At 40.2% G+C, this 13,734-nt stretch carries 10 protein-coding genes and 1 other RNA gene; 7 read left to right on the top strand and 4 right to left on the bottom strand.

What is annotated here, in order from left to right:
• Positions 1 to 29: 29 nt before the first annotated feature.
• The 4 genes from metK to H4J38_RS14490 form a co-directional block, all read right to left on the bottom strand.
• Positions 30 to 1,217, bottom strand: a complete 1,188-nt coding sequence (gene metK / locus H4J38_RS14505) for a methionine adenosyltransferase (RefSeq protein WP_182132766.1) — start codon at positions 1,215 to 1,217, stop codon at positions 30 to 32.
• A gap of 229 nt (positions 1,218 to 1,446) precedes the next feature.
• On the bottom strand, positions 1,447 to 2,301 hold the full coding sequence (gene murI / locus H4J38_RS14500; protein WP_220465568.1) for a glutamate racemase: 855 nt from the start codon (positions 2,299 to 2,301) through the stop codon (positions 1,447 to 1,449).
• Positions 2,302 to 2,633: 332 nt separating this feature from the next.
• Positions 2,634 to 2,815, bottom strand: a non-coding RNA gene (gene ssrS / locus H4J38_RS14495) — 6S RNA.
• Between the two features lie 139 nt (positions 2,816 to 2,954).
• Positions 2,955 to 3,260 (bottom strand): cell division protein ZapA, encoded by a 306-nt coding sequence (locus H4J38_RS14490; RefSeq protein WP_182132764.1) that lies wholly within the window; start codon positions 3,258 to 3,260, stop codon positions 2,955 to 2,957.
• A gap of 235 nt (positions 3,261 to 3,495) precedes the next feature.
• On the opposite strand from H4J38_RS14490, the gene H4J38_RS14485 reads away from it, so the two are divergent.
• From H4J38_RS14485 to gcvP, 7 genes are all read left to right on the top strand, one after another.
• Positions 3,496 to 4,065 (top strand): UPF0149 family protein, encoded by a 570-nt coding sequence (locus tag H4J38_RS14485; RefSeq protein ID WP_182132762.1) that lies wholly within the window; start codon positions 3,496 to 3,498, stop codon positions 4,063 to 4,065.
• 60 nt (positions 4,066 to 4,125) lie between these two features.
• On the top strand, positions 4,126 to 5,466 hold the full coding sequence (pepP, locus tag H4J38_RS14480; protein ID WP_182132760.1) for a Xaa-Pro aminopeptidase: 1,341 nt from the start codon (positions 4,126 to 4,128) through the stop codon (positions 5,464 to 5,466).
• Positions 5,467 to 5,678: 212 nt separating this feature from the next.
• Complete coding sequence (gene ubiH / locus H4J38_RS14475; protein WP_182132758.1) at positions 5,679 to 7,016, top strand: 2-octaprenyl-6-methoxyphenyl hydroxylase; 1,338 nt, start codon at positions 5,679 to 5,681, stop codon at positions 7,014 to 7,016.
• A gap of 39 nt (positions 7,017 to 7,055) precedes the next feature.
• Complete coding sequence (locus tag H4J38_RS14470; RefSeq protein ID WP_182132756.1) at positions 7,056 to 8,363, top strand: UbiH/UbiF/VisC/COQ6 family ubiquinone biosynthesis hydroxylase; 1,308 nt, start codon at positions 7,056 to 7,058, stop codon at positions 8,361 to 8,363.
• A gap of 397 nt (positions 8,364 to 8,760) precedes the next feature.
• A complete protein-coding gene (gene gcvT, locus H4J38_RS14465) occupies positions 8,761 to 9,849 on the top strand; it encodes a glycine cleavage system aminomethyltransferase GcvT (RefSeq protein ID WP_182132754.1) in 1,089 nt (362 codons plus the stop codon).
• A 152-nt stretch (positions 9,850 to 10,001) separates the two neighbouring features.
• Complete coding sequence (gene gcvH / locus H4J38_RS14460) at positions 10,002 to 10,391, top strand: glycine cleavage system protein GcvH (RefSeq protein ID WP_182132752.1); 390 nt, start codon at positions 10,002 to 10,004, stop codon at positions 10,389 to 10,391.
• Between the two features lie 203 nt (positions 10,392 to 10,594).
• On the top strand, positions 10,595 to 13,495 hold the full coding sequence (gcvP, locus tag H4J38_RS14455) for an aminomethyl-transferring glycine dehydrogenase (RefSeq protein ID WP_182132750.1): 2,901 nt from the start codon (positions 10,595 to 10,597) through the stop codon (positions 13,493 to 13,495).
• The last annotated feature ends 239 nt before the right edge of the window (positions 13,496 to 13,734 follow it).

Below are 13,734 nucleotides of genomic sequence, written 5' to 3'. Positions count from 1 at the left end.
TGAGCGGCTTTTGTTAAATAAACATTTTATTAGATACCAGCTGACAGGCGAAGTGCCTCCGCTTTATCCGTTTTTTCCCAGCTAAATGCTGTGAAGGTATCATCGCCAACGGTCATTTCAAATGGTTCACGACCAAAGTGACCATAAGCAGCTGTTTGCTTATACATAGGGTGAAGCAGATCTAACATTTTAGTTATACCGTATGGGCGTAGGTCAAAATGTTCACGTACAATTTCAACTAAGCGCTCTTCAGATACTTTACCCGTACCAAAAGTATCAATTGATATTGAGGTCGGTTCAGCAACACCAATGGCGTAAGATATTTGAATTTCACAGCGATCAGCCAAGCCAGCCGCAACAATATTTTTAGCAACGTAACGACCTGCATAAGCAGCACTGCGATCGACTTTTGATGGATCTTTACCAGAGAAAGCACCACCACCATGACGAGCCATGCCGCCATAAGTATCAACAATAATTTTACGACCGGTTAAACCACAATCACCCACTGGGCCACCAATAACAAAACGGCCAGTAGGGTTGATATGGTATTTAGTGTCTTTAGTTAACAATTCTGCAGGTAAAACATGCTTGATAATGTTTTCCATTACCGCATCGTGCAAGTCTTCTTGTTTGATATCAGGGTTATGTTGTGTTGACAATACAACTGTATCAATAGCAACAGGCTTGTTATCTTCATAAATAAAGGTAACTTGGCTTTTTGCATCAGGACGCAACCAAGGTAAAATACCTGACTTTCGCGCTTCTGCTTGACGTTCAACTAAACGATGAGAGTAGTATAATGGCGCAGGCATTAAGGTTTCGGTTTCATTGGTTGCATAACCAAACATTAAACCTTGGTCACCAGCACCTTGGTCTTCTGGCTTAACGCGATCTACACCTTGAGCAATTTCTGGTGATTGTTGACCTATTAAATTCATAATGCCACAGGTTGCGCCATCAAAACCAACATCTGAAGATGTATAACCTATCTCAGAAATAACGTCACGGGTAATTTGTTCTAAATCTACCCAAGCAGAAGTGGAAACCTCACCTGAAATAATAGCAACACCAGTTTTTACCATAGTTTCACAAGCAACGCGTGCATTTTTGTCTTTGGCAATAATAGCATCTAAAACCGCATCAGAAATTTGATCGGCTATTTTATCTGGATGTCCTTCTGACACTGACTCAGAAGTAAAAAGGTGTGTAGACATAAACCCTCGTAAAAATTAACTGAAAAACAATCTTATACCAATTGGACTTTTAAATAAGTCACTTAGCGTTAACCGCTTATTTGGTATTAGTCTTTAATGGCGATATTCTAACTGTTTAGCAAGCGTTTTTCTAGAATTATTTACGCCTAGATGTCTAAACGTCTTTAATGATAGTCATACTCTCGGCAGATATTAAATTTTTCAGAGATAAACATCTGTAAATACTAGATTAGGGATAAGAATTTAGAATTAATGGGCCTTGCCAAATGTGAGTAAAAAGCGCTCGCTGTGTTGGGCTATATTTTGAACTATAAAATGTAGTTGTACCTAAGTTATTGCTCAGGTTAACGAGTTTATGTAACGCTAATTGTCTTTGTAATTGCTCAGTTACAGGTTGTGCTGTTTCCATGACCATTACGCTGTCACCACAAATTTCACCAATTAAGTTTTTTACTAACGGGTAATGTGTACAACCTAGCACAATAGTATCTACACCTTTTTCGAGCAAAGGCATTAAATAGGTTGTGAGCATTAATTTGCACTCAGGCGAATTTTTCATATCTTGCTCAATAAGCTCAACCAAGCCAGGGCAGGGTTGGATTATAACTTCACTGTTATTACTATATTGTGTCACTAAAGCTAAAAAACGTTGATTTTCAGCCGTAGCTTTAGTCACTAATATCGCTACTTTTTTGTTTTTACTTAAATTTGCCGCAGGCTTTATGGCAGGCTCTACACCAATAACAGGAATTGAAATATTTTTACGTAGTTGGTCTATAGCATTAACAGTGGCGGTATTGCAGGCAACAACAATTGCTTTGGCTTTACGTTTAATAAACCACTGGGCAATTTCATTAACGCGTTGCTGAATAAACTCAGCCGACTTTTCACCGTAAGGCGCATGTAAGGTATCGGCAACGTAGAGTAAGTTTTCATTGGGTAATTGCTGATTTATGCATTGAGCGATAGATAAACCACCCACGCCTGAGTCGAAAATACCAATAGGCTCATCATTAGTCGCTTGCAGCTCACTTTTTAAGGTTGAAATAGTGCTTTTTATATCAGCTTTGTTTTGTGTGGGCATTAAGTCAGAGCAGCTTAGGTCGAGGTGTTGTTAGTTGTAATAAGTATATTATCAACATGTAAATGAGATCTATACATTTTTAGATAAAGGAAAGTGCTTTGCGAAATTTCGTAGTCAAAATTACATCTGATTACTGCTGTGCTTCCTTTCGTTTTACGACGATATTTAGGCTGACAATTGTTAAATCACATCTAACGATTTATGTGCAGTTGTTCATGGTGTAAAGGTGTTAATACTATGATTTTTAAGTGCTAAAATCCGATATGCATTTTTGCTGCGGGCTGTAATATATATTATTGATATGCAGTGGAATTATAATGAGGCTGATAGAAGTGACTTCCAAGGTGCCGCAGTTCACATTTGTCCTGAACACCGGGTGTTCAGGGCGGACGTATCATTCTAACCGTAGGCTTCCCGATACGAGCCGGGCTTGCACAATAGCTAATAATCAACATCCTTAGGTAAAACTTATCGGCTCAGGGACATAGTTCACATACAAACACCCCAGAAGTCAGAGTCATTATAGCGAATAATGCTAGCCGAATTAAGTCTTTTATCACTTGTAAGACCTGATTGGTTAATGCTTGAACGAATTGAAGTTTCTTTAAACGAAAATGCAATTTTTGAAATTGTGTTGAATAATAGGTAGGTAACTAGGCTGTTTTGGTACGGTTTACCGCTTGTTCTATGGTGGCTTGCAGTAATTCAATTTTACTTTGCATTTTCTCGCGTTCTTGTTCGAGTTCATTGCGGGCTTGAAGCAAATCATGGGCAAGGTTTAATGACATCATCACCAGTGATTGTTCAGGGGTTTTTGAAGAGTGGTTTTTCTTGGCGTCTTGCTCTAAACGTTTGTTTATTTCATCCGCTGCTTGCAGTAACGCCGATTCATGGCCAGCAGGACAAGCGACTTTTAGTCGTTTGCTGGCAACATTTATGGTTACTGTGTGTTGGCTCATTGCGCGGTTATTCTCAATGCATTATTTAAATTTATTGAGCCATCAGCTCAAAATATTGTGCTACTAGCTTGAAATACCAAGAAAAGTAATGAACACCAAACTTAGTACGCCATAAAGGGGAACTATAACGATGAGTGTTGCACTATGCAAGTGATCTCTATGGTTTTTTCTGGAATCAAGGCTATGCCAATGTTAAGATAGCTAGCAATATACCCCCGATTGAATTTATATTTTTATGGCTGATAGCACCTCTTTAGATTTTTCCTCTGTACAAGCGATTTTAACCAGCGAAGGTATTGAAGCACATGCCGCTGAAATTCATGGAGTGCTTACCGGTTTAATTTCTGCAGGCTTTGAATTTGAAAGTAGCGACTATATCGCTATGGTTAACGATATGCTCAATAACGCTGAAGGTTTACCCGCAGTAATTAAAAGCTTAGTAAAAGACATTTACAGTGATATTTGGCAGCATATTCTTGATGATTCATACGGCTTTCAATTAATGCTGCCAGATGACGACGACTCAATTATTGAACGCGGACACGCATTAGGTAAGTGGGTACAAGGCTTTAACTTAGGCTTTGGTTTACAACAAACAAAAAACGCTGCGTTATCTGACGATGTTAAAGAAGTGTTGGTAGACTTTGGTGAAATTGCTAACTTGTCTGACGAAATGGAAGAAAATGAAGCTACAGAGCAAGCGTATTTTGAAATTGCCGAATATGTCAGAATTTCCGCTTTACTTTGTTTTACTGAATTAGGTGCACCACCAGCGCAACAAGATAAAAAAGAGACTTTGCACTAGCGTTTTCTGACTAAAGCACGTTAGCGATAATAATTCACAATAAAAAGTAAACTGATAACCATGATCAAACATACCTTATTACCTGTTGCTGAATTTTATCAGCGTAGAAATGATTTTATTGCGCAAATGCCAGAAAATAGCATAGCGTTAATTTCTGCAGGTAAGGAAGTTACACGCAGTAATGACACCGAATATCCGTTTTGCCAAAGTAAGCATTTCTATTATCTTACCGGCTTTAACGAACCCGATGCTATTTTGGCATTAATAAAAGGTGATAAATCAGCATCAGTGCGCAGTGTTTTATTTTCCCGCGAAAAAGACAGTCTACAAGAAGTTTGGCATGGACGACGCGTAGGTCAAAAACAAGCTATAGAAGTATATAAATTTGATAACTGCTTTAGCTTAGCTGAAGTTAATGAGCAACTATTACCCTTAATTACTGGCAAAACGGCGGTGTTAATTTGTCAACATGAGCAGAATGAATTTCAGCAACAGGTACTCAATTGGTTAGCTGAAATCAGAAAGGCTGCTCGTACCGGTGTTAAAGCGCCAACTACCTTGATCGATTGCAGTGGTATATTAAATGAAATGCGTTTACATAAATCAAATGCCGAACTTGATATAATGCGGCAAGTAAATATTATCAGTGGCGCTGCGCATCAAAGAGCCATGCAACAAACTAAAACGGGTAAGTTTGAGTATCAAATAGAAGCAGAATTGCTGCACGAATTTGCCACTAATGGTGCGCGTTATCCAGCTTATAGTTCAATTGTTGCAGGTGGCGATAATGCCAATATTTTACATTATACCGACAATGATGAAGTGCTAAATAACGGTGATTTATTACTGATTGATGCGGGTGGCGAGTTAGCTGGCTATGCTGCCGATATCACTCGTACATTTCCGGTTAATGGTAAGTTTAGTCCTGAACAAAGTACTATTTATCAGTTAGTGCTAGATAGCCAAAACCTAGCCATTGCCGCGATAAAACCTGGACAAACCCTTGCTGAGCTCAACCGTATTGTTTGTAATTTTCTTACCGAAGGTTTATATGATTTAGGCATTCTAAAGGGGAACTTAACCGTATTATTAGCCCAGCGAGCCTGCAAAAAATATTTTATTCATGGTCTTGGACATTGGTTAGGTCTTGATGTTCATGATGTTGGTGATTACCATGCCAGCTCAAAACGTGAGCAATTACGGGCCTTTGTTGCCGGAATGGTAATGACTATCGAACCGGGTATTTACATTCCGAACAGTGATAAAAGTGTTGATGAAAAATGGCGTGGTATTGGCGTACGCATTGAAGACAATATATTAGTCACCGCAACAGGTTTTGAAAACCTAACTGTTAATGCGCCAAAAACAATTGCTGATATTGAAGCGGTTATGGCACATTGATTTGTAGTTAAAATGTAATTAACTACTCAGTAAACGCCCAGTTCTAAAAAGAGTGAAAATACAGAGTAAAAATAAAGTAAACGTATTTAAATAAAAAACAGCGTTATCAAAACACAAAAGAAGCGAAGTAAATCACGATAAGGTTAGCGTTATTTTTCGAATGGTGATTCGGTAAGTAATACGCTAATTAAAACCACATTAATAGGTTAACGATGGATAAGAGCGCACAGAGTTCAAATAGTCAAAGCTCAACTAGCCAAAACGCCAATAATACGGCTAATACCGCCCAGCACTTTGATGTGATAATTTCGGGTGGCGGTTTATCTGGTAGCTTAATGGCATTGAGCTTATCCGCGTTAGTCGATCACCAGCAAACACCATTAAAAATAGCTATTGTTGAAGCTAACCCCGTATTAACTGAGCCATCACCTAGTTTTGATGATCGTGTATTAGCCTTGTCACACGGCAGTGCTGCCTATCTAGCTAGGGTTGGGGCATGGCAATATTTACAACATCATGCTGAGCCAATTAATAACATTCATATTTCAGATCGTGGCTTTTATGGCAAAGCTCGGCTTTATGCCCAGCATCATCGTGTTGTTGCACTGGGTTATGTAGCTGAAATGTCTAATATTGGCGGCGCTTTTCTCAAAGCTTTAGCGACTAAAAATAATGTGACTTGGTTTACGCCTGACAGTATTCGCGATGTAAAATGGCAAGCTGAACAGGTTAATGTTGAGTTAAGCTCAGGTTTGAAATTATCTGCAGCTTTATTACTTGCCTGCGATGGCGCAAAGTCGCCATGTCGACAGTTTGCTAACATTGCCACCACCACTCGTGATTATCAGCAATCAGCCTTAATAGCCAATGTTGCAACATCTATTCATCATAATAACATTGCCTACGAACGCTTTACCGAAACCGGTCCAATTGCCATGCTGCCTTTGTCGGCTGCGCCAAATTCAAGTGCTAAGCTAAGCAGTGTTAAACCAAATAGCTCTATAATTAGCAGTGCGATACATAATAGTGCGGGGCGTTGCTCATTAGTGTGGACCCTAACACCAGAACTGGCTGAGCAGATGGTAAATTTATCAGATAACGAATTTGCTCAACAGTTAGAACAATCATTTGGTCATTGGCTTGGCAATATTACCCAAGTCGGTAAACGGGTAATTTATCCGTTAAAGTTAGTACAAGCCACCGAACAGGTTTATCATCGTATGGCCTTAATTGGTAACGCTTCACACACCATTCATCCTATTGCCGGGCAAGGTTTTAATTTAGGACTGCGTGATGTGAGTGACATGACTGAGGTGATCAAAAACGCTTTAGCGCAGCAACAAGATATCGGCGCTTTTGCCAGTTTAATGCAATATGGCGAGTCGCGTAAGCAAGACCAAAAACAAGTGATTAGCTTAACTGACTCTTTAGTTACTTTATTTTCGAATACGTTACCGCCATTGGTGGCAGGGCGTAATATTGGCTTAAAAGTAGTAAACTATTTTCCAGCCTTGAAAAATGCGCTAGTTAAGAAAACGATGGGCTATTAGAAATAAAAATAAATATGAAAAAAATGAATGTGACAAATAATGCAAAAATTTGATCTGTTAATTGTGGGTGGCGGTATGGTTGGCTTAACGCTGGCGCTTGCTATTCGCCAACAAAGCGAGCTTAGCGTTGCTATTGTTGATAACACAGCGGTTGACACACTGAGCGATGAACCTGAAGTTCGGGTGAGCGCTATTAATGCCGCCAGTCAGCAAATGTTCAACAACCTTAATGTTTGGCAAGACATTATTGCCCAACGCGCACAGCCTTATCACGATATGCATATTTGGGATAAAGCCGGTTACGGACAGCTTGATTTTGCACTAAAAGATGTTAGCCATTCAGCAGTAGGAAATGCCCCAGAGCAATTAGGTTTTATTATTGAAAATAAAGTTATTCGCAATGCTCTTTGGCAAAAAGCGGCACAAGACAGTGGTATCGAGTTTTTCACCGAGAATAAACTTCAGCAATTAAACCCTAGCGATAACGAAGTATTTGCCACCTTTGAGCCCAACAGCAACACCCAACCTATGCCGATAGTGGCAAAATTAGTAGTTGGCGCAGACGGTGCAAATTCTTGGGTGCGTAAGCAAATGAACGTGCCGTTAACGTTTCGAGATTATGATCACCATAGCATTGTTGCTACGGTTAAATGTCAGCAAGGCCATCAAAATACAGCATGGCAAGTATTTTTAGACACTGGGCCACTAGCGCTATTACCTTTATATCAACATGATTTATGTTCTATTGTTTGGTCAACAAGCCCTGAAGAGGCTACTCGCTTAAGCGGCATTTCTGCCGATGATTTTGGTAAAGAAATTACTGCGGCTAGCGATGGTAAGCTCGGGCAAGTAACATTAGTCAGTGAGCGATTTACACATCCGTTAACCATGCGCTTTGCCCAAGAGTTTGTTAAAGGCCGTATGGTATTGGTAGGCGATGCAGCTCATACTATTCACCCGTTAGCTGGGCAGGGCGTTAACTTAGGCTTGCTCGATGCCGCCGCGTTATCACAAGCTATCGCCGAGCAACTTAATAAAGCACAAGCGAATGGCATGGTTGATGACAACGCTTGGTATAGTGATAAATCGTTACAACAATTTGCCCGCTGGCGCAAAAGTGAAGCAGCAGAAATGATCGCCGCTATGGAGGCTATTAAACAAGCCTTTACGCCTCAGCAAAGCGTGTTTAAATTGTTTCGCGGCTTGGGCATGTCGTTGCTTAACCATATTAAACCTGCAAAAGCGTTAATGATTAATCAAGCATTAGGGTTCAAAGCCAATTTACCAGAATTGTCTAAAGCACGTTTTCAACAAGTGCAGCATAAAATGTCGAAACACAAAAATTAGTGGTAGTTTCACGCTAATTACCTCATTTTTATTGACCATTAAGTCAAGAAAAACGCTATTTCTCTCAATCAGCCAATAACAAATTGGCCAGTTGAGAAAATAGTTGTTTTTATTCTTTTAATTGATATAAAATTTTAGTTTGCTACGGGCTTATTTTTTATGCGCTCAAGGAATTATATTTTCAAAATGTGATGTTTTGAAAATATAATTTTGAATAGCTTAATTAGTCTGCTTAAAATTTTAAAATTGCTTTCTTATCTGTTGAATCAACAGCCACTCAGGGCTATAATCTTTGCCACTTTTTGTAAATCTTCCGTCTTTATCCTAGGTTTAGTTATTACGCTTTTTTTAAGCGCTGAAAACTTAGGTAAAACAACTAACGTGAGTGAAACGTACGATGACAAATAAAACAGTATTACATGCTAAGCACATAGAAGCTGGCGCCAAAATGGTTGATTTTTACGGCTGGGAAATGCCGATCAACTATGGTTCTCAAATTGAAGAACATCATGCGGTGCGCACAGACGCTGGTATGTTCGATGTTTCACACATGACAATTGTTGATGTTCAAGGCGCTGATGCACAAGCATTTTTACGCCGTTTAGTGATTAACGACGTAGCCAAGTTAGACATTGCAGGTAAAGCACTTTATACCGGCATGTGTAACCTTGAAGGCGGTGTTATCGATGACTTAATCGTATACTTCTTCACTAACACAGATTACCGCTTAGTGGTTAACTCAGCGACTCGCGTAAAAGACTTAGCGTGGATAAACGAACAAGCAGCAACCTTTGACGTAACCATTACCGAACGTCCAGAATTTGCCATGATCGCCGTGCAAGGCCCACAAGCTAAAGCTAAAGTAGCCACGTTACTTAATGCCGAGCAAACCGCCGCTGTTGATGGCATGAAGCCATTTTTCTCAGCACAAGCGGGCGACTTATTTATTGCCACAACTGGTTACACAGGTGAAAACGGTTACGAAATCGCTTTACCGGCTGACCAAGCGGCTGACCTTTGGCAACAATTGCTAGATGCTGGTGTTAAACCTTGTGGTTTAGGTGCTCGTGATACTTTACGTTTAGAAGCTGGCATGAACCTTTATGGTTTAGACATGGACGAAAGTGTTTCGCCATTAGCGGCTAACATGGCTTGGACCATTAGCTGGGAACCAGAAGATCGTAACTTTAACGGTCGTGAAGCATTAGCAGCACAACGTGCAGCTGGCGACCAACCTAAATTGGTGGGTTTAGTACTGGAAGAAAAAGGCGTATTGCGCACTGGTTTAAAAGTACTTACTGAAGCAGGCGAAGGTATTATTACCTCAGGTACTTTCTCTCCAACTTTAGGTCACAGTATCGCTATGGCACGTGTACCACGCAGTGTAGTACTAGGCAGCACAGTAGAAGTTGAAATGCGTAAAAAGCTCGTTAACGTGAAAGTAATTAAGCCAAGCTTCGTACGTAACGGCAAAAAAGTTTTTTAAACAAATTACTCGACGCTAACTTTCATTAGTTAGCGGTAAAACCCTATTAAAAATGCTGAGAATTTAAGCTATAGTATGGATGCTTTACTCAAGCAAGCTTCATACTATAGTAATTTAAACCGAATTTAAAAATACAGACTAGGAAAAAAACAATGAGCAACATTCCTTCAGAACTAAAATATGCAACATCACATGAGTGGGTACGTAACGAAGGTAACGGTGTCGTTACTGTCGGTATTACTGAACACGCACAAGACCTTTTAGGCGATATGGTATTTGTTGAATTGCCTGAGGTTGGCGACACAGTAAGTACTGGTGACGACGTTGCAGTAGCAGAATCTGTAAAAGCCGCCTCAGACATTTACGCACCGTTAACCGGTGAAGTAATTGAAGTGAATGAAGATCTTGAAGATTCACCAGAACTAGTCAACTCAGACGCGTTTGGTGACGGTTGGTTATTCAAATTAAAAATTGAAGACGAAGGTGAGTTAGAAAACTTACTAGATGCCGAAGGTTATGCAAATTCGATCGACGAAGACTAATTTTCGGGCACATTTTGTCTTTATACTGCGTTGCTTTTGTTATTCGTCTAAATCACTTAGTACACTAAGCTCATAAGACTCATAACTTTAGCGCCTTGTCTAAATAACAAACTGTTTACGAAAAGCTTTTTAAGCCTCGAAGATTCTGCTGAATACCGAGGCTTTCTTTTATATTATGTTTAAATACTAAGTGAAGCTGTTTTATGACTACTCAATATAATGACTCTTTATCTTTGACTGAACTAGAGCAAAGACAAGATTTTATTCGACGTCACATCGGTCCAAATGCCGAGCAAACGCAAGCCATGCTCAAAGATATTGGTGCTGAATCTGTCGATGCTCTTATCGACGAAATCGTACCAAGTGATATTCGTTTAGCTGATTTACCGGCTATCGAAGAAAGCAAAACTGAAGTACAAGCCTTAGCTGACTTAAAAAAAGTGGCAAGCTTGAACAAAGTAAACGAGACATATATTGGTTTAGGTTACTATGGCACACTTACACCGAACGTTATTTTACGTAACGTGTTAGAAAATCCAGGCTGGTACACGGCATACACGCCTTACCAACCAGAAATTGCCCAAGGTCGTTTAGAGTCTTTATTAAACTTCCAACAAATGTGTATCGACCTAACAGGTTTAGACCTAGCGTCGGCGTCATTACTTGATGAAGGCACAGCCGCTGCTGAAGCTATGGCATTAGCGAAGCGTGTTTCAAAAAATAAGAAATCAAACTTGTTTTTTATCTCAAGCGACGTTTACCCACAAACTATCGATTTAGTTAAGCAACGTGCCGAAATGTTTGATTTCGACATCGTTGTAGCACCTGCTGGCGAAGTGGTAGAACACGACGTATTTGGCGCATTATTACAATACCCAAGTGCCAGTGGTGAAATTACCGACATTAGCGACTTAATTGCTAAAGTGCATGACAAAAAAGGTATTGTTGCCGTTGCTGCCGACATTATGAGCTTAGTGCTATTAAAAGCACCAGGTGAATTAGGTGCTGATGCCGTTATCGGTTCAACTCAGCGTTTTGGTGTGCCCATGGGCTACGGCGGACCTCACGCTGCATTTTTTACTACTTCTGAAAAATACAAACGTTCATTACCTGGTCGTATTATTGGCGTATCGAAAGACACGCGTGATAACCCAGCACTGCGTATGGCAATGCAAACGCGCGAGCAACATATTCGCCGCGAAAAAGCCAACTCAAACATTTGTACAGCACAAGTGTTATTAGCTAACATGGCGGCGTTTTACGCGGTTTATCATGGTCCTAAAGGCTTAAAAATTATTGCTGAACGTATTCACCGTTTTGCTGATATTTTATGTTTAGGTACAGCAACAAATGGCTTACAAGCACTTCATAAAAACTACTTTGATACCTTAACGTTCAACGTTAGTAATAAAGATGAAATTGTTGCACGTGCATTAGCGGCTGGCGTTAACTTCCGCACTGATGTTGACGGTCAAATCAGCATTTCGTTAGATGAAACCACCACGCGTGAAAACGTACAAACCTTGTTTGATATTTTATTAGGCGAAGGGCATGGTTTAGACGTAGCAGTACTTGATAAGAAAATTATCGACTCAGGTCATTCGTCAATTCCTGCGACAATAAAGCGTGAGTCAGCCATTCTAACGCACCCCGTATTTAACTCGTATCACAGTGAAACTGAGATGCTACGTTACATCAAAAAATTAGAAAACAAAGATTTAGCCTTGAATCATTCCATGATTTCATTGGGCTCTTGTACCATGAAATTAAATGCTACAGCGCAAATGATCCCAGTATCATGGCCTGAATTTGCCAACATGCATCCATTTGCCCCTGTTGACCAAGCACAAGGTTACAAGCAAATGATTGACGAGTTGGGTGATTGGTTAATAGAACTTACCGGTTACGACAACATATCAATGCAACCAAACTCAGGTGCACAAGGCGAGTACGCTGGCCTTATCGCTATTCACAAATATCACCAAAGTCGCGGCGATGCACATCGTAATATTTGTTTAATTCCTTCATCTGCCCATGGTACTAACCCAGCGTCTGCGCAAATGGTTGGCATGAAGGTAGTAGTGGTTGCTTGTGACAAAGCCGGTAACGTTGATATGGCCGACTTAAAAGCGAAAGCAGAAGAGTTAGCTGACAACCTATCTTGTATCATGATCACATACCCGTCTACACACGGTGTTTATGAAACAACGATTGCTGAAATTTGTAACATAGTTCACGAGCACGGCGGTCAGGTTTATCTTGATGGTGCGAACATGAATGCACAAGTAGGTTTAACATCACCGGGCTTTATCGGTGCTGACGTTTCACACTTAAACTTACACAAAACGTTTTCAATTCCACACGGTGGTGGCGGACCAGGTATGGGACCTATCGGCGTTAAATCGCACTTAGCACCATTTTTACCTGACCATGCACTCATTAACGTTAACGAAAACACCCAAGGTAATGGCGCCGTTTCAGCAGCACCATACGGCAGTGCTGGTATATTATGTATCTCATACCTTTACTGTGCCTTACTCGGTAAAAAAGGTGTTACTGATGCAACTAAATACGCCATTACTAACGCCAACTATATAGCGACAAAACTTAGCCAACACTTCCCGCTTTTATATGCAGGAAAAAATGGCCGAGTAGCGCACGAATGTATTATCGATTTACGCCCACTTAAAGCGGAATCAGGTATTACTGAAGTGGATATCGCCAAACGCTTAATAGATTACGGTTTTCATGCGCCAACTATGTCGTTCCCAGTAGCGGGTACGTTTATGATTGAGCCAACTGAATCTGAGTCAAAAGTAGAACTTGACCGTTTCATTGAAGCCATGGTGTCAATTCGCAGCGAAGTACGCAAAGTTGAGTCAGGTGAGTGGACAAGCGAAGATAACCCACTTCACAACGCACCACACACACTAGCGGATATTACAGCACCTTGGGATCGAGCTTACACGATTCAAGAAGCCGTATTCCCAGTGCCTGCAGCAGCAAAGAATAAATTTTGGCCAACGGTTAACCGTATTGATGATGTATATGGGGATAGAAATTTGATTTGTAGTTGCCCTCCGGTTTCTAGTTACCAAGACTAGTGTCATCTGTCATCCATTAATTAAGTTTGTGAAGGTTTAATTAAGTTTGAAAAATTAATTAAGTTTGTGAAACTTAAAAAGGCGAATCAGAAATGATTCGCCTTTTATGTTTTTATTGTCCCGTCCTGAAATGTGTTTACACATTTAGGACTTTAAAATGAAAAATTCAATTACTAAAGGCACCAAACGTTCACAACGTGATTATACGTTGGGCTTTAAATTAGCAGTCATAGAGCAAG

The sequence above is a fragment of the Colwellia sp. BRX10-3 genome, from assembly GCF_014077505.1.
Lineage (GTDB): Bacteria > Pseudomonadota > Gammaproteobacteria > Enterobacterales > Alteromonadaceae > Cognaticolwellia.
The sequence above is the reverse complement of the archived record's forward strand: the minus strand, read 5'-3'. Positions and strand labels throughout refer to the sequence as shown.